Here is a 25,855-nt window from a genome sequence, read left to right as displayed (position 1 = left end):
CCCTGCGCAATACGGTCATTGCTGCAAGCCTTGCAGCATTGTTCTGCACAGGACAAGGATTTTTGCGACGTCGAACCCATGGTATCCAAACTCCCATAGGCAGGAGACGTGTGGCTTGGCTCCACCTGATCGACAATGATCCAAAAACGGAAACCGAAATGACAACTGTGATTGACAGACTGAACTGGCGTTACGCCACCAAGAAATTCGATCCGACGAAAATCGTCGCTGCCGATAAACTCGAACGGATTATCGAGGCCGTACGTCTAGCCCCCACCACGAGCGGACTCCAACCATTCGAGTTGTTGATCGTTACCAATCCGGAGATCCGTGCCAGGATTCAAGCCGCGGCCTGGAACCAGTCGCAGATCACCGAATGCTCACATCTGATGGTTTTCGCCGCATGGGACGACATGACCGCAGAGCGGATCAACATGATGTTCGACCTGACCAACGACGTCCGCGGCTTCAAGAACGAGGGCTGGGAAAACTATCGCCAGATGTTGCTCGGCATCGTCGCCGATCGCGGTAAAGCGGCCAACTTCGATGCTGCGGCGCGGCAGGCCTATATCGGCCTCGGCGCGGCTCTTATTGCGGCAGCTTTCGAGGAGATCGATGCCACGCCGATGGAAGGTTTCGAGCCCGATGCCGTCGACGAAATTTTGGATCTGAAAACCAAGGGGCTGCGCAGCGTCGTTATTTTGCCGCTCGGATACAGGGCCGCCGAAGGTGACTGGCTTGTCAATCTGAAGAAAGTGCGGCGCCATCGCGATCACTTTGTAACCGAGATGGCGTGATCGCTTGGCGAGAATGATGCCTTTGGCGACAGACCTGCTGCCAGATACATATCGGAAGCGATCAGTTCCAATGACCGTCACTATCTGGCCGGAGCCAACGACGGTCGGACCGCGGCCATGGCAGCAGGCAGGGCGCCCCTTCGCAAGATTGCCGAGATGATCGACACCCGACAATCTGAATTGGCCCATGCCGCCGTTATTTCGCATAAAGTTCCAACAGGCTCGGCGTGAACACGTCCTTGTTCGTCGCGTGTTCCTTGATGAAGTGTTCGAAGAACACGCCTTCCGTGCGGTGGAGCCCCTCCGGCCGGCATCGGCGTATGATGCCTGCTCGACGGATCCACCCCATCAGTCAACTAGTGTAGGGTCGACCTTCATCCGCGCTGCAATCGATTTGTAAGATGGTTCTGCGGGGCCTTCATGGCGTTCGGGCAGCGCCGCTGTGGATACAGGTCGTTCGGCTGGATACCAACGAGATGTCGAAAGGTTGTTGTCCAGCATAAAGTTCTGTAGCTTTAGGTTTTTAGATCATGGACCTAAGTCACTCGTGGAAGCCGTCAAAAAAAAATCAAGATCGCAGGAAGAGCGGCGTGCTGAGTCCGAAAGGCGGATCATCGAGGAAGCGATTGAGCTCTATTCCACCAAGGGCTACCACCGAACCTCATTGATCGAGGTTGGCACCGCTGCGGGCTACACGGGCACCCTCGTTAGTCAGCGTTTCGGATCTAAGCAAGGTCTGCTGCAATCCGTACTGGAGCATATAATTAAATCCTTCAAGGAGGAGCGTCTCGACAGTTTGTCGTTGGCAACCTCGCCCAGAGATGCGCTTCGGCGGTACATCGAAACGTATCTTGAAGAGATCCGCAGCCGGAAAGGCCGGCTGAGACCGCTGTATGTATTGATGGGGGAAGCGCTAGGGGGAACTCCAGAAGCACTCACGCAGCTTGCTCAGCATGACGATGTGTTGCGTGCCAGGTTCGTCCAAATTATCAAGGATGGTCAGGCAACTGGAGAGTTCAACAAGAACCTCAATGTGCCTTCTGCGTCGATTGCAATCGTCGCTCTGTTACGCGGCGTGACGATGCAGTCTCTGATAAAACCCGAGGCGATAGACATTTCGGCCGTCAAGGCGACACTTTTTGATGCGGTTGACGCGCTGCTCCAGCCCTGAGTGAGCATCTCATGGGCCTTGGCTATCCTTAAATGACACAACAGAGAGCCGGTCCATCCATGAGCCAGCCCTCTGCAGGTCGATAAATATCAATAATGGAATCGTTTATCTGAAAGCAAATCCGGCATAGTCATTCCTGGCAACATTGTCGCAATGCTGTTTGAATATGTGATATCCGCCGATGTAAGGCATGAATACCTGAGGCTTCCCCGGGATGTTCGTTCCGAGATACCATGATTTGCATCCAGAAGCGGTATAGCTCGTACCCTCTGCGAGCTTGTTGCAGATCGAGACCCATTCATCGACCGCGTCTTTGGTCGGCTCGACTTCGGCGTAGTGTTTTTCCTTCATAAACGCGAGGCAGTCCGCGATGAAGTTGATGTGCTGCTCGATACCAACGACCATGTTTGCCAAAGCTGAAGGACTGCCTGGCCCTGTAACAGCAAACAGGTTCGGGAAACCTTCAATTTGCAGGCCAAGATAACCGACCGGACCGTATTGCCATTTTTCAGTGAGCTTGAGTCCGCCCCTGCCAGTAATGTTGGCTTTCAGCAGAGCGCCGGTCAGCGCGTCGAATCCCGTTGCGTAAATCAGTACGTCGAGGTCGTACTGATTTGCACTGGTACGGATGCCGGCAGGGTTCACCTCTTCAAGTGGCTGCTTCTGGAGGTCAACCAAGGTGACGTTGTCGCGGTTGAACGTTTGGTAGTAACTGCGGTCGCGTACGGGCCGCTTACAGCCAATCCCATAGTTCTTCGGAGTGAGACTGTCAGCCGTTTCCGGATCCCGAACAGACGACTTCACGTAGCCCCGAAATATATCACTTGCCTTCTCATTGGACTCTTCATCGAAGTAGATATCCTGGAAGTTTAGAAGGTGACCGATACCATAATTCTTGATGAGCTCGGCGAGCTCCTCCGTCGTCAACCCCTTGATATTGCCGCCGCTTGTTCCACGAAAATCAACGCGGCCACCCTGTGTCAGGAAGTCATCAGGCAGCGGCGCGAAGGCTCCCGTGCGCGCGTTGAAATTCGCGACTGCACGAGGTGTGAACTGCTGCGTTTCACGTATCCTGGGATAATTCGCCTTCACCCGATCCATCATCTCTGGCGTCATGGTGGGTTCAAATGCCGGCGTTGCATAAGCAGGAGTTCGTTGAAACACATATAGGTGTTCAACTTCGGGAGCGATTTCAGGAACGACCTGCACCCCGGACGAGCCGGTTCCAATGATCCCGACGCGCTTTCCCTTGAGGTCAACGCCTTCCGGCCAAGCTGCCGTGTGAAGTTCGAGACCTGCATAAGTATCCACGCCCGCCAGTTTTGGCTTCGTCGGAACAGACAGGCCTCCGGTTGCCATCACGCAATAGGTGCCCGTTGTCTTCTCGCCGTCTGCGGTCGTGATCTCCCACAGCCTCTGATCGTCAAGGAACGTAACTGCAGTGACTTCCGAATTGAACTGGATGTCCTTGCGCAAATCAAACTTGTCAGCGACGTGTTTAATGTAATTCAGGATATCCGCTTGCTTGGAATAAGCTTCGGGCCATGTCCATTCCTGATCAAGTTCAGGACTGAAGCCGTAGGAATAATCGACGCTGGGGATATCGCAACGGCAGCCGGGGTACTTGTTCCAGTACCAGCACCCCCCAACTTCTGGCGCCTTCTCGAACACCTTTACGCTCAGTCCCTGACGGCGGAAACGATGGATTGCATATAGACCTGCAAATCCCGCACCAACCACCAACACATCGAAATCCGCAAAATTGCTCACACTCAAACTCCCCTCCCGGATATTGGAACAGGTTCAAACTGTCATAAACATTGTTGTTGGTCAACAACAATTATAACTTTGCATCCGAGTGGCAATGCCGCCAACCGTGGCTCATCCGTCCGACGGCAACGACTTTGCCCTTAGAGAACGAGACCGCGAGACGACGAAATAATGAAAGTCGGCTTGTCGCTGTTGAGTAGGAGTCGAGCCCTAAAAGGCCTTCACGATTTGCCGCGCTCATTCGTTCCGCGCTGCAGAACCATCATGACATTGCCAACGCAAGTCTCAATAAATCGATCGTCCAGCGGTTGCCGGCTTACCAAGATGCGAAACCAAGTCGGCGCGACCAGTAGCTCGATCATAAGATGAACTTCCACATGCGCTGGGAGATCGCCACGGTCGATTGCCCGGTCGAAAATTATCGCGGCACGCGCAAAACGCTCTCCCCAAAGCAGCTTCAATGCGCTGTCGACATCCTCATCTTCATCTGACGAGGCCTGCAGCAGAGCATTGCCAAGCGCTCGAATTTCAGGTGCAGAGATTAGCTCTATCACCTGATTTAGATATGCTGAAAGATCGAGCGCCAGATCGCCTGTGTCTGGAACGGATATTTCATGATCGGATAGGCCGACGATCAAGTCGGTGATGAGCCGCATCCTGGTTGGCCATCGCCGATATACCGTGGAGGGGTCGACCTCGGCTCGGGCGGCAATCGCGCGATGGGACAATCCCGCAAACCCCTTGGCTCGCAACTCCATGAGGGCAGCCGCGCGAACATTTTCCCTGACACGCGCCGAACGGCCACCTGGCCGAGTCGCACGCTCGACCTTCGATTCTGGATTATCCTTCATTGACTCCAATCCGCGACGGATTTATCTCTTAACGCAACATATGTTGCTTTAGGATTTACCGATGAAGATCCATTATGTCCAGACCGGTGACGTGCAGATCAAGAGCAAGCATCAGATTTCAAATGGCATCTCTCGACGCGAGCGCACCATCGCGGTGTTGCGGGATAAGAGCTGGAGCCCGGTCCTGCCTATCGGCTGCTGGCTGGTGGAGCATCCAGAAGGGCTGATCATGATCGACACCGGAGAAAGCTCCCGGGCCAATTTCTATCACTACCAGCCTTGGTGGCATCCGTTCATGCTCACTTGCGAACGCCGTTGGGTAAATCCAAAGGAAGAGGCTGGAGAGCAGATCCGGGCTCTCGGGTTCGATCCACGAGACGTTCGGTGGGTCATCATGACCCATATGCATGGGGATCACGCTGGCGGCATCCCGAGCTTCCCCAACAGTGAGTTTGTGTTGAGCGCGACGGAAGCAGAAGCAGCGCTTGCTTGGAATGGCCCGCTGAGCGGATTTCTCAACATGCACTACCCTGCCGGCTTCAATCCGACACGCATCACCCATAGCGACGGTGCATGGGAAACATTCGAGCGCAGTACCAGACTGACGAAAGATGGCAGGGTTCGCATCGTGCCCACCCCAGGCCATACTGCCGGTCACCAGTCAGTCATCATAGAATAGGACGATCATCTCGTCATGATCGCAGGCGATGCCGCCTATAGCGAACAGGCGCTGGTCGCGGGAATTGTTGACGGCGTAGCAGGTGACTATGCAGCTCATAAGGACTCGACGCGCAGGCTACGCGACTTATGTCGGAAACACCCGGTCATCACCCAGTTTGCACATGACCCGGACAGCAGGACGAGACTGGAAGGGAAGATATTTACGCAGATTGCATCTGCGGACTGATTGCAATGCAAACTGTTACGAATATGCGGGAGTGAAAACAAGATGATCAGGATAACTGCCATTAAGACGGGCACGGTCGCCATCAAAACCTTGCAAGTCGCCGGGATAGAGGGACACGACGCGAAAATGCGCAAGAGCGACATGTTCGCTGACACCAACTGGACGCCTCCGTTGCCGATATATTGCTACCTGATCCAGCACCCCGACGGCAATTTCATGGTGGACAGTGGCGACACCTGGCGCAATTCTGTCCCCCGCTACCTCCCGGTGGACAAACCCATTTTTCTCGAACAGGCGATAATCAAGGTCGCGCCATGCGAGGAAGTCGGCGATCAGCTTCTACGCCTCGGTATCAATCCTGCTACAGACGTGCACACAGTCCTGATGACGCATGCAAGGCGAGCGAGATCAACAATGAAAACCTCCTTGCCACGCGTGGCGAGAATACCATCGGAACGAAGCTTGCTAATCGTCGTGCTCACCCATTGACGGGTTACACCGATCATGCTGGCCAGTTCTTCATGTGTGTAGCGGTGGCCAATGGAGAGGCCCAGATCAGAGGGCTCGCCATACGTTTCGCATAGATTGATCATCAGGGTAGCCAGCCGCGCACCGGCGGTGCGCGTTCCCAGAAGCTGAACGAGATTTGAGAACGCTCGTCCCTTCAGGATCAACCCGTCGATCACGGACATTGCGACGGAAGGGCACCGCATCATCAAATCTTCCAGTATGTCTCCACTGAGATAGAGGACCCTGGTTTCCTCTATCGTCGTGCCGGACCAGATGTGGCGGCCGCGACCAAAAACCTCGGGACCTCCGACAAAGTGGCCTTCGCCCCAATATGCCAGGGTAATGTCTTTCCCTGATCGGGCCGTGAAGTGGGTACGGATTCGTCCGCTCTCGACGATGTAGATACCGCCGTGTTTCGTGCCCTGGCGAAACAACTTGTGGCCCGGGCGCAATATCATACGACGCCCAGCATCCTTGACGGCCTGCCGTTCGTTCGAGCTGAAGCGATCGAAGAATTTCGAGTCGGCGGTGCGCTCCTTGTCTGCATCAAAGAAGACGAACCTGCGCTCCAGTTCAAAATTCTCCGCGAGATGTCCGTTCAATTGCGCCACCATTGATATTTGCTAAAGGGGTCTCCAAGCGTTGCAAGGAGCGTGCCACCTTGCGCGTATCAAGCAGCACGGCACCGCAGAGATCGGCCGTCAGGTTCAAATCGATCTTGAGCAAAGAAAGCATGCCGGTTCGCGCCCTGGGTCTGGTCAAATACGCGCCGCCCTCTAGTGGTGCATCGCCAGCTCTCATTCATGCTTATTCGGTGAGCGTCTCCATCCATGTCCTACACTGGACATTTTTAACGGCTCGCCTGAAACGCTTGTCCTATCGCGCCGAGTATTTTTTCCGGTAAACGTGCGGAGTGGCACCAAACTGAATGCCGAATGTACGGGAAAAATGACCTGCGCTGGAAAAGCCGGTAGCGAATGCGATTTGGGCGATAGATAGCGGGCTTTGCTCAAGCAGCCTGCGCGCATGGGTGAGACGAACGGACCTGTATGTTTCGAGGAAACTCGAATTCAGATTTTCGGCAAACAGACGATCCAGATGCCGAATGCTCATACCTACGACCTGCGCCATTCTCTTGCGGTCGAGCGGCTGCTCTATCGTTGCCTCCATTTTCTCCAAAATCGTAAGCAATGCCGGATGATGGGTACCAAAACGCTCTGCAGCAGACGCTCGTTGTGAAGCACCCGGCTCCGCCACCGCAGTATGCAAATACCAATCGCTGACGCGTCTTGCGAAGTGCTCGCCCATGCGCTCGGCGATAATCGCATGCATCATATCAAGTGGAGCAACCCCACCTGCGCAGGTGACCCTGTCCATATCGATCACAAAGCGGGTCTGCCGAGGAGATAGATGCGGATAGGCTTCCTTCAAAACACCAGCATGCTCCCAGTGGATTGTGAAGTCGCGCTTTTCGAGCAGCCCGGCTGCCGCCAGAATGAAAGACCCGCTTGAAATGCCACCTAATCGAACGCCTTGGCGCGCAAATTTTCGAAGAGATGGATAAGCGTCGACGGAAGATACCCAATCTGCCGAATTGCCGCCAGCACAGACGAATATCGTGTGACATTTCCCGCCGACATCATCCAGGTCTTGGCAGACAACAGGAAGGCCGGCTGAGCTTGTGATTGGCCGCCCTTCAATAGATAACAGGACAACTTCATAGAGCGATATGCCGGCAATCAGGTTTGCCGCCCGCAGCGGCTCGATTGCCGACGCAAACGACATCAAAGCGAAATTTTCGGTAAGAAAAAATCCAATTGTCTGAGTAGCTTTGAGCTCGGTAGTGTCCATGGCTCCCTCATGCATCAAGACATTGCTATCGTGCAATCGGCGTCCTTACATCAGGCTGCCTCCTTTTTTCCTTCTTCGGCGAAATGACTCGTTCCGTGCATTTTATTTCCGCTGCATGGATTTTTGGCGGAGATTTTTCGAGACTGTAATCGTCATCCATAGATGGTGCAGCGATACGGTGAGGTTATCCGGAAGACACCCTACATTTCCGGTCGAAGCTTTCCAAAATGCCCGTAAGCCGCGATTACGGTGTTTGCCATTAGCATGGCTATGGTCATCGGCCCGACACCGCCAGGAACCGGCGTAATTGATCCGGCGATTTCTGCTGCTGCTGCGAAATCCACATCGCCGACCAGTTTCGTTTTTCCTTCACCGCGCTCGGGCGCCGGAACCCGATTGATTCCGACATCGATCACGGTTGCGCCGGGCTTCAGCCATTCAGCTTTTACCAATTCCGCCATGCCAACAGCGACAACGACGATATCTGCCTGGACGCAAAGGGACGGAAGATCTCTCGTGCGCGAATGAGCCATAGTAACCGTTGCATTGGCATTGAGCAGGAGTTGCGCCATCGGCTTGCCAAATAAATTGGAGCGTCCGATCACGATAGCGTTCAATCCCGATAGATCCTTGCCGTGGATTTTGGCTATCAGGTGCATTGCGCCTGCCGGCGTGCAGGACAGAAGGCCTGTCACCAGGTCGCCGGTCGCTAGCTTTCCAGCATTTACGACATGCAGGCCATCCACGTCTTTTGCGGGCTTGATTGCCTGAGTTATGGCTTCACTGTCGAGATGTCGTGGCAGAGGAAGCTGGACGAGAATGCCATGAACGCCATCATCATCGTTGAGACGAGCGATAAGGGCCAGGATTTCCTCTTGGCTGGTCACATCAGGCAGCGTGTGCTGAATCGAATGGAAGCCGCATTCCTTAGCCATTCTCCCCTTGGCGCCGACATAGGCATGGCTGGCAGGATCATCACCGACAATCACCACGGCCAATCCTGCCTTTTTTCCCTCTTCGCTCTCTAAGACGGCATGATGGGCTTTTACGGCGTCGATAACCGAAACGGCAACGGCCTTGCCGTCGATAACATTGGTCATGCTCAAGGTCCTGTTTAGGTGAATCAACTGAATTCCAGGCTCATCCGGGCAAGCTCATCCCAAAGGCTCTCGGCGAAGCCGCGCAAAACAATCAGCTCAAAATCATCTTGGCTTGTACGCGTTACGTGAACACCGATATGGCCAAACAGTGTTTGCAGAGCATGGGCTACCGGGAACTGCGATAGCGACAAATCGACAGCAGTCCCTTTGGCTAAAACTCGTGTGACCATTGGGCCGCAGACAAGTATTCTGACCCTGCCATGGCTTTGATCGACCACATCGGCTCGTGGTTTAAGGATATCGGCAAATGCGCTGATCTGATCCTTCTGCAAAACGGCATCCTTGACCGCGAGCCATTGACCCGGCGCGATAGGCCTCAGCGAGAGCCCCGCAGCCGAGGCATCGGCATATATCTCGCTCGGCTCATCTGCTGAAACGCGCGACATGATCTGCAAGATTGTACTATCCGGGAGGGCCTCAATACGGACGCCAGTGCGTACGATGGCCGGACGCCCAGCCAATGCGGCGCGGGCGACTATACGAAATTCAGTCATGTGAATTTCCTTGTCTCAGAGATGCAGTTTGGTGTTGTCGGGATCGTAGAAGCACGGATTACACAGCTTGCCGGCGGTGAATTCGCCGCGTAGGCCGTTCCATATCTGCACCTCTTCGCCGTGCCTTGAGGCACCACGGCGCACGAGCGCGAGCCCGATCGCGTGGCCGAGATGCGGCGAGTAGCAGCTGGACGAGACATAACCCTGATCGTTTTCCAGCCTTGCCTCGGCGTCCCTGGCGAGAATATGCGAGCCACTGCGGAACCCGACCGCTGGATCGAGGGGCATGACGCCGACCAATTGGTGACGGTCCGGGTCTTTCAGGCCTTCACGATCCAGCATTCTTCTGCCGATGAAATCGGGTTTCGTGGTCGAGACCATCTTACCGAAGCCGAGATCGGAAGGCACAACGGTGCCGTTGATCTCGTTATGGGTGACATGGCCCTTCTCGATGCGCAGGACGGAAAGCGCCTCGACGCCATATGGCTGGATCCCGTGTTCCCGTCCGACGTCCATGATCGCGTCGGCGACGCTTTCGCCATAGCCTGCGGGAACAGCAAGTTCGTAGGCCAGTTCACCCGAAAACGAGATGCGGAACAGACGGCCATGGAGCTTGCCGCCGAAGAGGGAGACCTCGGATGCGGCAAGGAAGGGGAATGCCTCGTTGGAAATGTCAGCGTCGACGATCGCCTCAAGAATACGGCGAGATTTCGGGCCGGCGATCGCCATCTGCGCCCATTGGTCGGTCACCGAGGCAAGACGCACATCAAGATCCGGCCACAGCGCCTGGGCGCAGAATTCCAGATGGTTCATAACGCCAGCTGCATAGGCCGTCGTCGTCGTCATGAAATAGCGGGTCTCCTCGAGGCGGCTCGTCGTGCCGTCGTCGTAGATCATCCCGTCCTCGCGCAGCATCAGTCCATAGCGGGCCTTGCCGACGGGGAGTTTCAGGAAGGCGTTGGAGTAGATCCTGTTGAGGAATTCGCCGGCATCCGCGCCGGTGATCTCGATCTTTCCCAGCATGGAAACGTCGCAGAGCCCGGCATTGATACGGACATTCTTCACCTCGCGGTCGACACTTTCGCGCCAGCCTGTTTCTCCGGCACGCGGGAACCATGAGGAACGGTACCAAAGGCCTGTCTCGACAAAGACGGCGCCGTTATTCTTCGCCCAGTCATGCAACGGCGATTTACGGACCGGCTGGAAATGCTTTCCATCGGAACCGCCGGTCAGGGCACCGAAGGAGACCGGTGCGTAGAAAGGCCGGAAGGTGGTCGTGCCGACCTCAGCCGGCGAGATGCCTCGCGCTTCCGCCAGCAGTGCGATCGCGTTGACATTGGAAAGCTTGCCCTGATCGGTCGCCATGCCGCTGGTGGTATAGCGTTTGGCAAGTTCCACATGGCCATAGCCTTCCCGCACGGCAAGGCCGAGATCCTTGCGATGGACGTCGTTCTGATAATCGACGAAGGCCTTGCCGGTGATGCCCGGAATGGTCCAGAGCGGCCTTGCGAGACCTGCGGGGATTTCGCCCGACACGTCACCGAAGTGGTGTTCTACCGGTTGGAAACCGTGTCTTGCGACAAGCTCCACCGCCTTTTTCGCACCATGCTCAAGGCAGGCGGCTATGCCGTCTATACCATCACAGGCGCCGGCGAGAGCAAGCCCGGCGAGATCGGCCGGGGCCATGAAAGCCGCATGCTCATCCGACCATTGCGGCTTGCCGCCACGATGGCAGGCAAGGTGGATGATCGGATTGAAGCCGCCCGACATGGCCATCGCATCGACCGCAAGCCTCTCGCTTCCATTGCCGTGGCGTACGGTGATGGAGGACAATGCCTTGCCGCCTGAAGCGTCGCTGACCATGCCGCCGGTGATGACACGTGCCTTGCCGCGATAGGAGGCCGGCACCTGTCCGGTCCGGCTGTCGATGATGGCGACGGGCAGGATTGCCGCTGCCTCGAGATCCTGCGCCAGCGCGTAACCGCTGTCATTGGTTGTGAAGATCGCCACGTTGCGGCCGGGAGCGATCGCGTAGCGGTTGAGATAGCTGCGCATGGCGCCGGCCATCATCACGCCCGGGATGTCGTTGCCGCCGAAGACCAGTGGCCGCTCCTCGGTACCAGTTGCAAGCAGGGTCTCGGTCGCAACAATGCGCCAGAGCCGTTCGACCGGCAGGTGAGCCGCGGGCACGGCCACATGCTTCTGGACCCGTTCCACCGCGCCGAAGACATTGCCGTCATACCAGCCGAAGACAGTGGTGCGCGGCAAAACGATGACATTCGAGAGTAATGCAAGTTCGGCAAGCATGTCGGTCACGAGTGCCGGGCCGGTCTTGCCGTCGATGGTTGCGGTCTCAGAAAGGAGGCCACCACCCAGCCGCGAGCCCTCGTCGGCAATGATGACCCTTGCACCGCTGCGGCCGGCTGCAAGGGCCGCCGCAAGGCCAGTTGCGCCACCGCCGATAATCAGAAGGTCGCAATGGGACCATTGCTTTTCATAGGTGTCTGGATCTGCTTCGTATGTCGCGCGTCCAAGGCCTGCGGCGCGGCGGATGAAGGGTTCATAGAGCTTTTCCCATAGGCCGGCCGGCCACATGAAGGTCTTGTAGTAGAAGCCGGCACTGAGAAACGGCGACAGAAGGCTGTTCATCGCACCGATGTCGTAATCGAGCGAAGGCCAGCGGTTCTGGCTTCGGGCTTCCAGACCCTGATAGAGTTCCTGCATGGTGGCGCGGGTATTGGGCTCGGTACGTCCACCCTGACCGATCGTCATCAGCGCATTGGGCTCCGCAGAACCTGCCGTCAACAGGCCTCGCGGACGGTGGTATTTGAAACTGCGGCCGACAAGCAACTGGCCGTTGGCCAGCAGAGCCGATGCCAGGCTGTCGCCCTGGAAGCCGACCATCCGTCGCTTGTCGAAGGAAAAAGAGACGGGCCTTGCGCGGTCGATAAGGCCGCCAGTGGAAAGTCGATAGGGGGTCATGCGCTCACCTCTCGACGGTCTGCAGCGTCGCGGCTCTCATAGATTTCATGGGTTGCGGTATCGCGGGTGATGACCAGCCAGCGGCGGCAGCCGGATGTGTGGTGCCAGTATTCGTCATAACGCCCGCGCGGATTGTCGCGCAGGTAGACATAGTCGAACCATGTATCCTGGGCTGCGTCTGGTGCCGGGCGGGTGAGTGCCGCACCCTTGACGGTGAATTCTTCCTTGGGTCTGGCGCCGCAATGCGGGCAGGTGACGAGGCTCGCCATGTCTATATCCTTAGCTTCGACGCATCAGTGCAGGTTGGGTTGGGCGCCCTGGCCCTTTTCGTCGATCAGATAGCCACGCTCGAAGCGGTCGAGCCGCATCTGGCGAGTGGTCGGATGTGGCTCTCCACGCGCCAGAAGATGGGCGAAACAGAGTCCGGAGGCGGGTGTTGCCTTGAAACCGCCATAGCACCAGCCGGCATTGAGGTAGAGATTGTCGATCGGCGTCCTGTCGATGATCGGGCTGCCGTCCATGGACATGTCCATGATACCGCCCCATGAGCGCAGGACGCGCAGGCGCGAAAGCGCCGGGATCATCGCCTTGCCTGCTTCGGCAACATGTTCGACCGTCGCCATGTTGCCGCGTTGCGCATAGGAATTGTAGCCGTCGAGATCGCCGCCGAACACGAGGCCACCCTTGTCGGACTGGGAGACATAGAAATGGCCCGCACCGAAAGTGACGACATTGTCGATAAAGGGTTTCAGACCTTCCGAGACGAAGGCCTGAAGGACATGGCTTTCGATCGGCAACCGAATGCCCGCCATTTCCACCACTCGGGAGGAATTTCCGGCGGCCGCCAAAGCAAGCTTGCCGCAGCCGATAAAGCCTCTCGTTGTTTCCACGCCGACGACCTCTCCGGCCTCGCGTCGGATTCCGGTGACTTCGCAATTCTGGATAATGTCGACGCCGTGGCTGTCGGCACCACGAGCATAGCCCCAAGCAACGCCGTCATGGCGCACCGTGCCGCCGCGCCGCTGAATGAGGCCGCCCTGAATCGGGAAACGGGCATTGTCGAAATCGAGGAAGGGCAGCATGGTCTTCACCGACGCGCGATCCAAAAGTTCGGCATCGACGCCGTGCAGGCGCATGGCATTGCCACGCCGCGTGTAGGCGTCGCGCTGGGCATCCGAATGAAAGAGGTTGAGCACCCCGCGCTGCGAGACCATGGCGTTGAAGTTGAAGTCCTGCTCCAACCCCTCCCAGAGCTTCATCGACAATTCGTAGAAGGGATTATTGCCCTCCAGCAGATAGTTGGAACGGATGATCGTCGTGTTGCGGCCGACATTGCCCGATCCGATGTAGCTCTTCTCCAGCACAGCGACATTGGTGATGCCGTAGTGCTTTGAAAGGTAATAGGCAGTCGCCAGACCGTGGCCACCGCCGCCAAGAATGATCACGTCATAATGGTGCTTTGGCTGTGGGTCGCGCCAGGCCGGTTTCCAGGTCTTGTTGCCCTTGAGACCATTAAGTAAGAGCGAAAAAGCGGAATAGCGCATCAGCAGAGCCTCGATGATTTAAAAACGATCTAATCGTTCTCGGAGCCGTATGGCTTGCATAAAAGAGACGTATCAGTGCATGAATGGGCCTGGGATGCTGGAGAAAGAACGTTGTCAGAAGATAGCGGAAGGCGATTACGTCGAGGCGCTCAAACTGAACCACGACTTTCACGATCGGATCTATGCCATAGCGAGCAATGATCACGCACTGAAACTGCTGAAATCCAACCGTATTCCGCCGCGCACGACGTCAAAAAGACCAATCAAGCCGCTCTCGCACACCTCGTTAAAAAGAACAGATTCTAACGCCGTCGATCTATCGAATGCATTTGGCCTTTTACTTTGGCTCCAGGTGATTAGCAGTACTCAGGTGGCAAGCGGGTCGTGTACTTCAAGCACTCGGCTGAGAACACTGCAGATACATTCTGCGCAATATTCGCCTGCCTGGATCGCGACGAAGACAGTGACAGCAACGTTCACCCTTTGGGCATCGAGAAGCGCGACACGTCGCTTGTAACGCCGCTGTGCTCCAGGTTCACGACACGCCGCCGACATGGTTTTTTTGCAAGACCTACACTCTCGCCAATATCCTCAAGCGGAAGTCGAGCGTCCTCTTGCATGCAGTCATTCACTTCTCGGATTTTGAGATAGTTGGAGGTCTGATCGATGGAGCGCAACCGAAGTTGTCCATCACTCCCGCCATCGCAACAAGCGCTGCTCGAGAGCCCCCGCCAGCCGGTTGAACACAAAGCCGACAATGCCGAGGATGATCACGCCGACCATGACAAGGGCCATGTCGAAGCGTTCTCGGCCGGCGATGACGAGACCGCCTATGCCGGGGCCGACGGCAAGGAAATATTCCGCCCCAACGGTCGCGAGCCAGGAATAGATCAGGCCGAGATGGATACCCGTCGCGATCGACGGCAAGGCGACCGGCAGGTAGATCCGACTGATGCGCTGCCAGGAATTGAAACGCAGCGCATGGCCTACTTCGACCAGTTCGCGCGGCGCATCCTTGATGCCGTCATGCGTGTTCAGCGCAATCGGAATGAAGGCCGCGAGCGCCACGAAGACGATTTTCGCCTGCTCGCCGAAGCCGAACCAGACGGAAATCAGAGGGATCCAGGCAAGCAGCGAGATCTGCTTGATGCCGTTGAAGGTCGGCATGAGCAGCCGATCGGCTATGTCGACGACAGCTAGCAGCGTACCGAAGCTGATGCCGAGCATAGCACCGATCAGGAAGCCTGCTATGTTGCGTAGCAGGCTCGAGCCAAGCTGGCCCACCAAGCCGTTGTCGATAATTTCCTGCCTCGCGGTAACGATGACGTCCTCGATCGGCGGCAGGAAACGGATATCGACCAAGCCGAAGCGGCTGGAGGCTTCCCATGTCAGAAGCAGCAGAAGCGGCAGCGTCAATCCCCGGCGGATGCGGACGAAGTTTGATGTCTCTTCCATCTCTCAGTCCTCAGCCTGTCGCTTCCAGCGCCGGATCAGCACCTCGGACGCTTCCAGTCCGCGATCCATGGCAAAGCCAATGATGCCGATGACGAGCATGGCGATGATAACGGTATCGAGCCAGAACATCTGGCGGCCCCATACCAGCAGGTATCCAAGACCTTCCGACGACGCCAGCAGCTCGACGCCGACGAGCGACGTCCAGGCATGGGTCAGACCGTAGCGAATACCGGTGAAGATCGACGGCACGGCGCTTGGGAGGATGATCAGCCGCAACGTCTGCCGGCGGCTGAAGCGCAACGCCCGCCCGACCTCAAGATATTTGGCCGGAACGCTGCGAATGCCGGAGAAGGTGTTCAGGGTTACCGGCACCAGAGCGCCCTTGGCGATGATGATGATTTTGAGCGTTTCCTCGATACCGACGAGCAGCATCAGAAGCGGAATCCAGCCGAGCGTCGGGATCTGCGCAAAGGCGAGGAAGATCGGTCTGACATAGTCTTCAAAGCGCCGGGACAGACCCATGGCAATTCCCAGCACCATGCCAAGAGAGGCGCCGATCCCGAAGCCGAAGACGACGCGGCGCAGGCTGACGCCGGCATGGTAGAACAACTCGCCGGTCGAGATCATGTCGCGCCCGGTCTCGACGACATAGGCGGGTGCCGGAAGGATTTGTTCCGGCAACCAGCCACGCGCCGATGCGATCCACCAAAGGGCGATCAGACCAAGCGGGAAAAGAAATGCCTCTCCCCTGATGATCCAGCGAACAGCGGCATGCTGCGACCATTTGCGCCGCCGCACGTCCCCTTCAAACTCCACATCGATTGCCATGCCGGGTCTTTCAGTCTGTAAGATCAGGACGCGACAGGCTTGCCGTCGGCGCCATAGGCCTGCCAGAAGTTCTTGAAGCCGAGACGCTCGATCGCGTTGTCGAGATACTTCGGTTCGAACCAGCCCTTGAGATCGACCTCACGACGGATCAGCCCGAATTCCTTACTCTTGGCCGCCTGCTCCGAGTACTGCGATACCAGGAGATCATCGATCAGCGGCGAATTGCGGTAGGCCAGCGTGTCGCCCTTGAAATATTCTTCGAGGATAGGGATTGCGGTGCCTGACTTGTGCCAGAGCTCGAACAGCGCCGCGCGGTTCGGCTCGTCGGACGACCACTTTGCGGCCTTGACGAAAGCGTCGACGACGCGCTGGGTAATTTCGGGATGGGCATCAATGAAGGCCTCGCGGCCGATGATGCCAGCGTTGCGGCCGAAGCGCGGGTCATCGCCCTTGGTCGTATAGATGACATCTGCGGCACCCTTGGCGGCGAGATTGATCAGCTGCGTGTCGCCGAAAGCGGCGTCGATATCCTTGCTGGTCAGGGCTGCAACGGTGCCGGCGCTATCGAGATTGACGACCTGGACGTCGCGTTCGGTCAGGCCATGCGCTTCCAGGATCTTAATCGCCGCCAGGTGGCCGTTGGTGCCGCGCTGCAGGGCAATCTTGCGGCCCTTCAGATCCTCGATCGATTTGATGCCGGAATCCTTGGCGACGGCGAGATAGAGCGGCTTGCGTGCACCGCTTGCCAGTAGGTACTTGGTCTTCAGCCCGGTGGCGCGGCCGATCAGCGCCGGCAGGTCGCCCTGATAGGCAAAATCGAGCTGATCGTTGGCGAAGCCCTCGTTGACGGCTGGACCGGCGCCCTTGAAGAAGGTCCACTCGATCTTGATGCTCGGATCATTGGCAAATTCCTTCTCCAGGAATTCGCCGGCGCGCGCGGTCGCAGCCGACGTGCCTTCCGCATAGGGCCGGTTGTCGACGCCGATCGCGGCATAGCCGACATGGATGACGAGCGGATCTTCCGCCCGCGCGGACGTCGCCGTTGCGGCAAGGATAATGGCGAGGCCAGCGGCCAGGCGGGTGAAGGTCGTACGTTTCATGATGGTCTCCGTTGATGCTTATCGTGCAATGGCGATCGCCGGCCGCGGCCGATCCTGTTCGGGCGCCCGCAGCGGACGCGAGGCTGCCGGAGTGATGACTTCGCCGGTGGCATGCAGGCTATTGAGCACTTCGTCGCGCGCCGCGACAATCGCCGCCGATGTGCGCCGGCGGGGCCGATCGATCGCGACCGGAATGATTTCGCGCACCCGGCCGGGGCGCGGCGACATCACCACCACCCTGTCGCCGAGATAGACGGCCTCCTCGACATCATGGGTGACGAGCACCATGGTGATGCCTTCCTTGGCCCAGATTTCCTGAAGCTCGTCCTGCAGCCGAGCCTTGGTGATCGCGTCGAGCGCACCGAAAGGTTCATCCAGAAGCAGAACGTTCGGACGGTTGACCAGCCCGCGGGCGATACCGGCGCGCTGCGCCATGCCACCGGAAAGCTGATGCGGATAGACGGTGGCAAAGCCGCCAAGGCCGACAAGCTCGAGATGCTCGTGCACCAGCTCGGCCTTGCGGACCTTTGGAAGCTTGGTGTTCAGGAGGCCAAGCGCGACATTCTGCTCAACCGTTAGCCAGGGAAAGAGCCGCGGCTCCTGAAATACGATTCCGCGGTCGAGGCTCGGCTCGTGAACCTCGTTGCCGCCATGGCGGATGCGCCCTGCGGTCGTCACATCGAGGCCGGCAAGCAGCCGCAGCAGGGTTGATTTTCCGCACCCGCTGGCGCCGACGATGGTGACGAACTCGCCCTTGGCGACGTCGACGCTGACGTCGTCGAGTGCGGTCAGCGTGTCGCTGCCGATCTTGAAGCGGCGGGTGACGTGATCGGCTTGGAGATGGGCGATGCTCATGGTGATCCTACTCGGCTGCAAGAGGGGCGGATGCCGGATGCTGAGGCGTGCGCAGCCCCAGATTCTGCCTTAGCGTCTTGCCTTCATATTCGCTGCGAAACAGGCCGCGGTGGCGCAGTTCCGGAAGCACGAGTTCGACAAAATCGCGAAGGCCGACAGGCAGATGCGGCGGCATCACGTTGAAACCATCAGCCGCACCTTCGATGAACCAGTGTTGCATCTCGTCGGCGATCTGCGCCGGCGTGCCGACGATCTGCCGGTGACCGCGCGCACCAGCAATCCTGAGATAGAGCTGGCGGATCGTCAGGTTCTCACGATGAGCGAGATCGAGCAGCAGGCGCTGGCGGCTCTTGCTGGCATTGGTCTCCGGCAGCGCCGGCACCGGCCCATCAAGCGGATAGGTGGAAAGATCGACACCACCGGTCATGCCGCTTAGCAATGCCAGGCCGACAACAGGATGGATCAGTTCTTGTATTTCTTCGAACTTCTCTTCCGCCTCGGCGATCGTGCGGCCGATGACAGGAAAGATGCCGGGCATCACCTTCAGATCATCCGGGTGACGGCCGTATTTGCCTAGCCGACCCTTGAGATCGGCGTAGAAGGTCCGGGCGTCATCGAATGTCTGATGCGCGGTAAAGACGACCTCTGCAGTGCGCGCAGCGAGTTCCTTGCCGGGCTCGGAAGAGCCTGCCTGGACGAGCACTGGATGTCCTTGGGGCGAACGCGCGACGTTCAGCGGCCCTCGGACCTTAAAGAACTTGCCCTTATGATTGAGGACATGCTGCTTTTCGGGATCAAAATAGAGGCCGCTCTGCTTATCGCGAGGGAAGGCGCCCTCCTCCCAGGTATCCCACAGCCCGGTGACGACATCGGCGAATTCCTCGGCGCGCTGGTAGCGCTCCCCGTGGGCATAATGCTCATCGCGACCGAAATTATGCGCTTCGTGTTCGCTGGAAGAAGTGACGAGGTTCCACCCTGCGCGGCCGCCGCTGATGTGATCGAGCGAAGCGAATTTGCGGGCGATATGATAGGGCTCGTTAAAGGATGTCGAGGCTGTTGCTACGAAGCCGATATTGCGCGTCACAGCAGCAAGCGCCGAGAGCAGCGTGATCGGCTCGAACTGCGCGACATAACGCGTCGCCGTCCGGCTCAGTGCCTCGATATCGGTTCCCCGCGTTCCAACGCCATCGGCCATGAAGATCAGATCGAACTTGGCGCGTTCGGCAAGCTGCGCCAGCTCCACATAATGAGCGAAATTGGAACCTGCATCCGCCTGCGCATCCGGATGACGCCAGGCGGCGATGTGGTGTCCGGTAGGGTAGAGAAACGCGCCAAGCTTAAGTTGCGTTCGTTCAGCCATTTCAAGCTCCGGTTCGAAAGAGCACTCAGGCTAAGGCAAAAAAATATTATCTATAGAAATTATATTCTATTTAGATGGTGCTGAAGGAACTTTTGTAGTTGGAACCGCGGCTCCGGAGCGGGCATGTTCCAGCTCACGGGCGCGGCCCGCATACCGTCCAAGGAGACGTGAATGACTTTGTCAGCGCCTATCGCGCCGCAAAAAGACAGGTTACTTGCACTTGCGAAGAGCCGATATCGCAGTGATCGAAATTTGTCGGGAGAATGGAACGAGGCTCTGGGCGCAATCCTGTCTCACCGCAGCGTGCGCGATTATCTCCCACACGCCCTGCCCGAACATATGATCGAGCTTGCCATCGCAGCGGCCCAATCGGCGCCTAGCTCGTCGAACCTCCAGGCCTGGAGCGTGATTGTTGTCGAAGACAAGCACATCAAGGACCGCCTGAATTCCGTTGCGGGCAATCAGCGTCAGATCGCCCAGGCGCCCCTTGTTCTGGTTTGGCTGGCCGATCTCGCCCGCCCACGCGACATTGCTGAGACGCGGGGCGGCACGGCTGATGGTCTCGACTATGTGGAGAGCTTTCTGCTCGGCGTCGTCGATGCCGCGCTTGCCGCGCAGAACGCCGTTGTGGCCCTCGAATCCCTCGGCTTCGGCACCTGCTACATCGGCGCCATCCGCAATGATCCGGAAACCGTTGCACGCGAACTCTGTCTGCCCGACGGCGTGTTCCCGGTCTTCGGCCTGACGGTCGGCTATCCCGATCCGGCCAAACCTGCCGACGTCAAGCCACGGCTGGGCCAGGAAACGATCGTCCATCGCAACCGCTACAATCCGGGAGCGCACCGGGCTGCCCTCGACGCATATAACAAGGCACTCGGAACCTTCCAGGCGGAACAGGGAATGCCGCGCATCGACTGGACCGAACAGGTCGGCAACCGCATCGGAACCGTCGCAGCATTGAAAGGCCGCCACGCTCTCAAGCGCGTCATCCGAAAGCTGGGCTTCGCGCTCAAGTAGGCGCAACTTCGCGTCATTCAGCAGATTAATCAGCAGGCATAGGCATGACCAAAAGCTCCGCATTTCTCTGGTACATACCGAACGACATCAAGGCCGGTCACCGCGGCGACAGCGCCACCGTCGGTCACAACAGCCTGGAGACGCTGACAGAGCACGCGCAGGCACTGGAGGATCACGGCTGGAGAGGCGCGCTAATCGGCACCGGCTGGGGACGGCCGGATACGTTTACGGTTGCTGCGGCGCTTGCAGCACGCACCACGACCTTCGAGCCGCTGATCGCTGTCCGTCCCGGCTATTGGCGCCCGGCGAACTTCGCCTCTGCTGCGGCAACGCTCGACCACCTCAGCGGCGGCCGCGTCCGCGTTAATATCGTCTCCGGGCAGGACAATCTCGCTGCCTATGGCGACAGCGAAGGCGATCAGGCCCATCGTTATGCGCGCACCAAGGAATTCATGCGCCTCGTGCGCCGCCTCTGGACGGAAGAAAATGTCAGCGCGGCGGGCCAGCATTTCCGGGTGGACGGCTCGACTGTCCAGCCGCGCATTGCCGGAAACGGCAACCGCCGTCACCCGAAGCTCTATTTCGGCGGCGCCTCGGAGGCGGCGGAAAAGGTCGCCGCGACCGAGGCGGACGTCCAGCTGTTCTGGGGGGAACCGCTCGACGGTGTCAGGGAACGAATCGACAAACTAAAGGGCCTGAGCCGTGATCTCGACCGCGATCTTGCGCCACTGGAGTTCGGCCTGAGGATCACCACGCTCGTGCGGGAGACGCGCGAGGAAGCCTGGGCGGATGCCGAAAAGAAGGTTGCCGCCATGGCCGCAAATCAGGGCGGGAGCTGGCAGGACCACCGTGGCTCCGTCGCGGTCGGCCAGCGCCGCCTCCTGGACTTGCACGAGCGCGGCGATGTGCTCGACGACAACCTCTATACCGCGCCCGGCAAATTTGGGGGCGGCGGCGCTGGAACGACATGGTTGGTCGGCTCGGCCGAAGATGTCGCTTCGTCGCTGCGCAAATACCGGGATCTCGGCATTTCGCACTTCGTGCTCTCGGATACGCCCTACCTCGCGGAAATCAGACGGCAGGGAGACAGGTTGCTGCCGCTCCTGAGAGATTAAAATTTGCCATGCAGGAGCTGAAGTTCACGACCGAGCTTTTATTGTCCTATCTGCAGATCAACTATCCAAAGGCGGCACGCGGTCGCTAGTCGCGATTGATAGTCATCCGGCTTTTCGGCCCCGGGAGGATTATAGAAGACAACTTCGGCCGTTCGGCTTTCGGCGCGGGTGGCGGCAAGCGCGGCGTTCGATACCACGCAGAAAGCATTCCCGTCCGATTGCCACCCCACCACGTACCCTTCCCAGCCCTAGGACTCGCGGCTAGAAGAAGCGTTTCTCGGCAAATCGACGCCGCTCAGCACCTCCGAGCCATGACCAAAGAGGCAATCGGAATCTGCCCGTTCGAACGCGATGTTGGCCGGTGAAGCACCTTCGGGAAGATCAACGAAATGTGTGAGATGTCCAGCCGGGTCAACGCGCATAACGCCCAGACCGGCCTATCGATCTTCGCAAGTGCGGATTAGACCCCACTCTCAACGCGATCCATCAATCGACTCGCGCAATTTCGCATATTCCAGCCGCGGCAGGGACTGCAGCAGCTTTTGTGTATACGGGTGGCGGGGATCGTAAAACACTGCGTCCGCCGTCCCCTGTTCCACCGCGCGGCCGTCCTTCATGACAAGCACACGGTCGCTCATGTGATGGATGACACCAAGATCGTGGGAGATGAACAGGTAGCTGACTCCAAGCTCCGCCTGCAGGTCCGAAAGCAGATCTAGGATCTGTGCCTGGACGGAAACGTCGAGCGCGGATACGGCTTCGTCCAACACAACGACTTCCGGATTGGTGGCAATCGCGCGGGCAATCGCGACGCGCTGCCTCTGCCCACCGGACATGCGCAACGGCCACTGGTCGAGTTGCGTCGCGCCAAGCCCAACCGCTTCCAGCAATTCCACAGCTCGATCCCGGGCGCGCGAGGCCTGCGCCGGATCGCCGAGCACAATGGCATCGGTCAGGATTCGGGATACGCGCCAGCGCGGATCGAAGGACGAAAGCGGATCCTGATAGACAACCGAGATGCGCTTGCGTATCTCGCGCTGCTTGGCCGATGCGGCATGGCTCCATGGCTGGCCGAGGAAGCTCACCTCGCCGCGGTCCGGCACTTCGAGCGACAGGGCAATCCGGGCGAGCGTGCTCTTGCCCGACCCTGATTCGCCGACGATACCGAGCGTCTCGCCACGCCCAAGCGTGAAGGACACATCGTTCACAACGGTGCGATCCAGGCCATCCGGCCCGCGAAAGCTTTTGGCCAGGTTGCGCCCGTCGAGAAGCGGCGCGCTTTCCGTGGGCGCAGGGGTTCTGGATGAGAAGAGGACGCGCGCCGGGATGCGGTCGATCGCGGCAAGCCGCGTTCCCTTGGTGTGTTCGCTTGGAATGGCGTTCAGGAGCTGCCGCGTATAAGCATGCTTCGGTCGGCTTAGAATTTCGTCGCTTTCGCCGGCTTCGACGATCGTGCCACCCTTCATCACTAAGATAACATCGGCGAGCTTCGCCACGACGGCGAGATCGTGGCTGATCAGGATCACGCTGGTACCGCGGTCCAGCATCTGTCGCAGCACCTCGAGCACCTGGGCTTGAACGGTGACGTCGAGCGCCGTCGTCGGCTCGTCGGCAATGACGATATCTGGGTGCAGCGCGATCGCCGACGCGATCAGGGCGCGCTGGCGCAGGCCGCCGGACAGTTCGCCAGGCCTCTGCCGAGCACGCAATTCCGGCTCCGGCACGCCGACTTCGGTGAGGCCCTGCAACACCTTTTCTCGGCGGCTGGCGCGGGTACCCCAGCCATGCAGGGAAAGCGCCTCATTGATCTCGTTCCCGACCGGCCGCAGTGGATCGAGCGAAACAAGCGCATCCTGCAGGATGAAGCCGACCTTCGATCCGCGAACCCGCCACCACCAGGCGTCGCTACGCCCAAGCAAGGTCTCCTCTTCGATCTCAAGCCTATCGGCCTCGACGATCGAGCCATTCCCAGCGAGGCCGATCAGCGCGCGCGCCGTAACGCTCTTGCCCGAACCGGACTCGCCGACGAGGGCAACGCAGCGGCCTCGACGAAGGTCGAGATTGACGCCCTTCACGACATGCTTGCGTTTGCCATCCTCGTCTGAGAACCAGACGTTTAGGTTGCGCGCCGCGAGGATGGTTTCAGTGCCTTCCGGCTCGGCAGCCAGAGCTGCGGCAGATGCGGTCATCAACGGCTTCCTTCCATGCGATCCTGAATGTAGCGCCCAATCTGTGTGAACGAGAGCGCCACGAGCACGATGGCGAGACCGGGAAAGATCTCCAACCACCAGGCAAAAGTGATATTGGCCTTGCCCGCTTCCAGAAGTGCGCCCCATTCTGGCGATGGCGGTGCCACACCGAGCCCGAGAAAGGATAGGCCGGACGCCCAGACCACCGACTGCCCGATGCCAAGCGCGACGAGCGCCACCAGCGGCCGGAAGGCATTGGGCAGAATGTGCTGCAGAAAAATCGTCCGGCGCGCATGGCCGAGCGCGATCGCCGCCTCGACATAACCGGAGCCGCGCACCTTGAGCGCCTGCGCCCGGATCAGTCGCGCATAACCGGGCGTCGTGCCGATCCCGACCGAGATCAGCAGGCTCGTCGCGGACGCGCCAAGCAGCGCCACGAAGAGCAGCGCCAAAAGCAGCGTCGGGAAGGCAAGCAGCACTTCTATGAAACGGTTGATCGGCTCACTTATCCAGCGCGGTCCAAGCGCCGCGGAAAAGCCTAGCACCATGGCGCCAGTCATCGCCACCGCCATGACACCGAGGCCGATCGATAGCGATTCTCGCGTGCCCCAGACGATGCGACTGTAGAGATCGCGACCGATATCATCGGTGCCAAGCAGATGCGCCGCCGAAGGAGGCGTCAAGGCGCCAAGCAGATCTGTATCGAAGGGGGAGTGCGTCGAAAGGAGTGACGGGGCAAGCGCCCCAAGGATAAAGAACAGCGCGATCAGGACGGAGATCGTCACCGAGAGCGGGAGCCTAGCAAGGGTCGAGGCCCAAGCAAGTGCTGTAGTGGAAACGGCCTGTCGCTTCCTGATGGCTTGAACGTGATCGATCGTATCTATGGTCATATCGTGCCTCTGAGCCGCGGATCGACGATCGGATAGATGAGATCGACGATAAGGTTGATGACGACGTAGAAAAACGCGTTGAGGATCACGATCCCCGAAACCAGCGCGAAATCCTTGTTGCTCACGGCATTTACCAATACTGAGCCGAGGCCCGGGCGGGCAAACACCGTCTCGACGAGCACCGTGCCAGACAGGAGGTGACCGATCGCCCAACCGCTCAGCGTGATAGCCGGAATGAGTGCATGACGAAGGACGTGGCGCGCCCGCACGCCACCGCTGCTCATGCCCCTCGCCCGTGCCGACAGCACGAAGGGCTCTTGCATGGTGCGGTCGAATTCACTGCGAATTGACTGGCCGATGAAGCCCGCAAGTGGGATCGCCAGCGTTACGGTGGGCAGCACGGTATCGGCAAAGCCTGTGCCGCCGATCACCGGAAACCAGCCCAACTGAATCGCAAAGACGATGAGCAGCAGGATGCCGATCCAGTATTGCGGCAGGCCGGCCATGATGGTCTCGGCCGCCGCACCGAATGCGCCAACACGTCTGCCATTGCCTGCGGTGAGTAGCGTCCAGGGCACCGTGAAGAGCCAGGCCAGCACAAGGGCGGAAAAGGCAAGCGTGAAGGTCGGCGCGATCTGCTCGCTAATGACGTTGATAACCGGCCGCTGCAGCTCGTAGGAGGTCCCGAGATCTCCATGCAGCAATCCTGAGACATAATGCACGTATTGGCTGACGATCGGTCGGTCGAAGCCATAGCGCTCGTTGATTGGCGCCAGTTCCTCGAGCGTACGCTCGATCGCTTGACCCGAGGTAATGTTGAGCAGGATCGTGGCACGGTCCCCCGGCAGGATCGCCAGCACCAGGAAGGTCACGGTCACCGTACCCCACAGCACGAAGAGGGCGGAAGCGAGTCGCAACAGGAGCATCCGCCATACGGCCGCTTCCCGCTGGCGCCGGGAGACACGCGTCCCCGGCTCCGAGTCTGTGATGGAGGACGGGACCGTCATCG

General features: G+C 58.8%; 24 protein-coding genes. 6 read left to right on the top strand and 18 right to left on the bottom strand.

Annotated elements, in window-relative coordinates:
- Nucleotides 1-158: 158 nt before the first annotated feature.
- A complete protein-coding gene (locus QTL95_RS02430; RefSeq protein WP_289718369.1) occupies nucleotides 159-797 on the top strand; it encodes an NAD(P)H-dependent oxidoreductase in 639 nt (212 codons plus the stop codon).
- 547 nt (nucleotides 798-1,344) lie between these two features.
- A complete protein-coding gene (locus QTL95_RS02425; protein WP_289718368.1) occupies nucleotides 1,345-1,968 on the top strand; it encodes a TetR/AcrR family transcriptional regulator in 624 nt (207 codons plus the stop codon).
- Between the two features lie 105 nt (nucleotides 1,969-2,073).
- Here the strand turns inward: QTL95_RS02425 and QTL95_RS02420 are convergent, their stop codons facing one another.
- Together QTL95_RS02420 and QTL95_RS02415 are read right to left on the bottom strand one after the other, a co-directional pair.
- A complete protein-coding gene (locus QTL95_RS02420) occupies nucleotides 2,074-3,738 on the bottom strand; it encodes a flavin-containing monooxygenase (protein WP_289718367.1) in 1,665 nt (554 codons plus the stop codon).
- Between the two features lie 221 nt (nucleotides 3,739-3,959).
- Nucleotides 3,960-4,589 (bottom strand): TetR/AcrR family transcriptional regulator, encoded by a 630-nt coding sequence (locus tag QTL95_RS02415; protein WP_289718366.1) that lies wholly within the window; start codon nucleotides 4,587-4,589, stop codon nucleotides 3,960-3,962.
- A gap of 61 nt (nucleotides 4,590-4,650) precedes the next feature.
- Between QTL95_RS02415 and QTL95_RS02410 the strand changes: the two genes are divergently transcribed.
- The gene (locus tag QTL95_RS02410; protein WP_289718365.1) at nucleotides 4,651-5,268 is read left to right on the top strand and encodes an N-acyl homoserine lactonase family protein; all 618 of its coding nucleotides are present in this window, start codon (nucleotides 4,651-4,653) and stop codon (nucleotides 5,266-5,268) included.
- A 560-nt stretch (nucleotides 5,269-5,828) separates the two neighbouring features.
- On the opposite strand, the gene QTL95_RS02405 is transcribed toward QTL95_RS02410, so the two are convergent.
- The 7 genes from QTL95_RS02405 to QTL95_RS02375 form a co-directional block, all read right to left on the bottom strand.
- Nucleotides 5,829-6,620, bottom strand: coding sequence for a Crp/Fnr family transcriptional regulator (locus QTL95_RS02405; protein WP_289718364.1), 792 nt, complete (start codon nucleotides 6,618-6,620; stop codon nucleotides 5,829-5,831).
- A gap of 262 nt (nucleotides 6,621-6,882) precedes the next feature.
- Nucleotides 6,883-7,857 (bottom strand): GlxA family transcriptional regulator, encoded by a 975-nt coding sequence (locus tag QTL95_RS02400; protein WP_289718363.1) that lies wholly within the window; start codon nucleotides 7,855-7,857, stop codon nucleotides 6,883-6,885.
- A 200-nt stretch (nucleotides 7,858-8,057) separates the two neighbouring features.
- The gene (folD, locus tag QTL95_RS02395) at nucleotides 8,058-8,957 is read right to left on the bottom strand and encodes a bifunctional methylenetetrahydrofolate dehydrogenase/methenyltetrahydrofolate cyclohydrolase FolD (protein ID WP_289718362.1); all 900 of its coding nucleotides are present in this window, start codon (nucleotides 8,955-8,957) and stop codon (nucleotides 8,058-8,060) included.
- A 23-nt stretch (nucleotides 8,958-8,980) separates the two neighbouring features.
- Nucleotides 8,981-9,511 carry a sarcosine oxidase subunit gamma family protein gene (locus tag QTL95_RS02390; RefSeq protein ID WP_289718361.1) on the bottom strand — a complete coding sequence of 177 codons (531 nt, stop codon included), beginning with the start codon at nucleotides 9,509-9,511 and terminating at the stop codon, nucleotides 8,981-8,983.
- Between the two features lie 15 nt (nucleotides 9,512-9,526).
- On the bottom strand, nucleotides 9,527-12,493 hold the full coding sequence (locus QTL95_RS02385; protein WP_289718360.1) for a sarcosine oxidase subunit alpha family protein: 2,967 nt from the start codon (nucleotides 12,491-12,493) through the stop codon (nucleotides 9,527-9,529).
- Nucleotides 12,490-12,762 (bottom strand): sarcosine oxidase subunit delta, encoded by a 273-nt coding sequence (locus tag QTL95_RS02380; protein ID WP_289718359.1) that lies wholly within the window; start codon nucleotides 12,760-12,762, stop codon nucleotides 12,490-12,492. The genes QTL95_RS02385 and QTL95_RS02380 overlap by 4 nt, the downstream gene beginning before the upstream one ends.
- Before the next feature lie 24 nt (nucleotides 12,763-12,786).
- On the bottom strand, nucleotides 12,787-14,037 hold the full coding sequence (locus QTL95_RS02375) for a sarcosine oxidase subunit beta family protein (protein WP_289718358.1): 1,251 nt from the start codon (nucleotides 14,035-14,037) through the stop codon (nucleotides 12,787-12,789).
- A 94-nt stretch (nucleotides 14,038-14,131) separates the two neighbouring features.
- Between QTL95_RS02375 and QTL95_RS02370 the strand changes: the two genes are divergently transcribed.
- Nucleotides 14,132-14,554 carry a hypothetical protein gene (locus QTL95_RS02370; RefSeq protein ID WP_289718357.1) on the top strand — a complete coding sequence of 141 codons (423 nt, stop codon included), beginning with the start codon at nucleotides 14,132-14,134 and terminating at the stop codon, nucleotides 14,552-14,554.
- On the opposite strand, the gene QTL95_RS28620 is transcribed toward QTL95_RS02370, so the two are convergent.
- From QTL95_RS28620 to QTL95_RS02345, 6 genes are all read right to left on the bottom strand, one after another.
- Nucleotides 14,514-14,657, bottom strand: a complete 144-nt coding sequence (locus QTL95_RS28620) for an AsnC family transcriptional regulator (RefSeq protein WP_442981251.1) — start codon at nucleotides 14,655-14,657, stop codon at nucleotides 14,514-14,516. The two genes, QTL95_RS02370 and QTL95_RS28620, sit on opposite strands and share 41 nt — an antisense overlap.
- Nucleotides 14,658-14,727: 70 nt before the next feature.
- Entirely contained in the window at nucleotides 14,728-15,492 is a 765-nt protein-coding gene (locus tag QTL95_RS02365; protein WP_289718356.1) for an ABC transporter permease, read from the bottom strand.
- Between the two features lie 3 nt (nucleotides 15,493-15,495).
- Complete coding sequence (locus QTL95_RS02360) at nucleotides 15,496-16,320, bottom strand: ABC transporter permease (RefSeq protein ID WP_289718355.1); 825 nt, start codon at nucleotides 16,318-16,320, stop codon at nucleotides 15,496-15,498.
- 23 nt (nucleotides 16,321-16,343) lie between these two features.
- Nucleotides 16,344-17,420, bottom strand: a complete 1,077-nt coding sequence (locus QTL95_RS02355) for an ABC transporter substrate-binding protein (RefSeq protein ID WP_289718354.1) — start codon at nucleotides 17,418-17,420, stop codon at nucleotides 16,344-16,346.
- Between the two features lie 18 nt (nucleotides 17,421-17,438).
- Nucleotides 17,439-18,275 carry an ABC transporter ATP-binding protein gene (locus QTL95_RS02350; protein WP_289718353.1) on the bottom strand — a complete coding sequence of 279 codons (837 nt, stop codon included), beginning with the start codon at nucleotides 18,273-18,275 and terminating at the stop codon, nucleotides 17,439-17,441.
- A gap of 7 nt (nucleotides 18,276-18,282) precedes the next feature.
- Nucleotides 18,283-19,635, bottom strand: coding sequence for an LLM class flavin-dependent oxidoreductase (locus QTL95_RS02345; protein WP_289718352.1), 1,353 nt, complete (start codon nucleotides 19,633-19,635; stop codon nucleotides 18,283-18,285).
- A 171-nt stretch (nucleotides 19,636-19,806) separates the two neighbouring features.
- Between QTL95_RS02345 and QTL95_RS02340 the strand changes: the two genes are divergently transcribed.
- The gene (locus QTL95_RS02340) at nucleotides 19,807-20,652 is read left to right on the top strand and encodes an NADPH-dependent oxidoreductase (protein WP_289718351.1); all 846 of its coding nucleotides are present in this window, start codon (nucleotides 19,807-19,809) and stop codon (nucleotides 20,650-20,652) included.
- Nucleotides 20,653-20,696: 44 nt separating this feature from the next.
- Nucleotides 20,697-21,767, top strand: coding sequence for an LLM class flavin-dependent oxidoreductase (locus tag QTL95_RS02335; RefSeq protein WP_289718350.1), 1,071 nt, complete (start codon nucleotides 20,697-20,699; stop codon nucleotides 21,765-21,767).
- Between the two features lie 473 nt (nucleotides 21,768-22,240).
- Here QTL95_RS02335 and QTL95_RS02330 read toward each other — a convergent pair whose 3' ends face one another.
- The 3 genes from QTL95_RS02330 to QTL95_RS02320 are packed head-to-tail and all read right to left on the bottom strand — an operon-like array spanning nucleotide 22,241 to nucleotide 25,853.
- Nucleotides 22,241-23,956 (bottom strand): dipeptide ABC transporter ATP-binding protein, encoded by a 1,716-nt coding sequence (locus QTL95_RS02330; RefSeq protein WP_289718349.1) that lies wholly within the window; start codon nucleotides 23,954-23,956, stop codon nucleotides 22,241-22,243.
- A complete protein-coding gene (locus QTL95_RS02325; RefSeq protein ID WP_289718348.1) occupies nucleotides 23,956-24,846 on the bottom strand; it encodes an ABC transporter permease in 891 nt (296 codons plus the stop codon). Before QTL95_RS02325 ends, QTL95_RS02330 begins: the two co-directional genes overlap by 1 nt.
- Nucleotides 24,843-25,853, bottom strand: a complete 1,011-nt coding sequence (locus QTL95_RS02320) for an ABC transporter permease (protein WP_289718347.1) — start codon at nucleotides 25,851-25,853, stop codon at nucleotides 24,843-24,845. Before QTL95_RS02320 ends, QTL95_RS02325 begins: the two co-directional genes overlap by 4 nt.
- Between the last annotated feature and the right edge of the window lie 2 nt (nucleotides 25,854-25,855).

This window comes from Rhizobium sp. S152 (genome assembly GCF_030380735.1).
In the GTDB taxonomy this organism is placed as follows: Bacteria; Pseudomonadota; Alphaproteobacteria; order Rhizobiales; family Rhizobiaceae; genus Rhizobium.
This window is presented reverse-complemented; position numbering and strand designations above follow the sequence as displayed.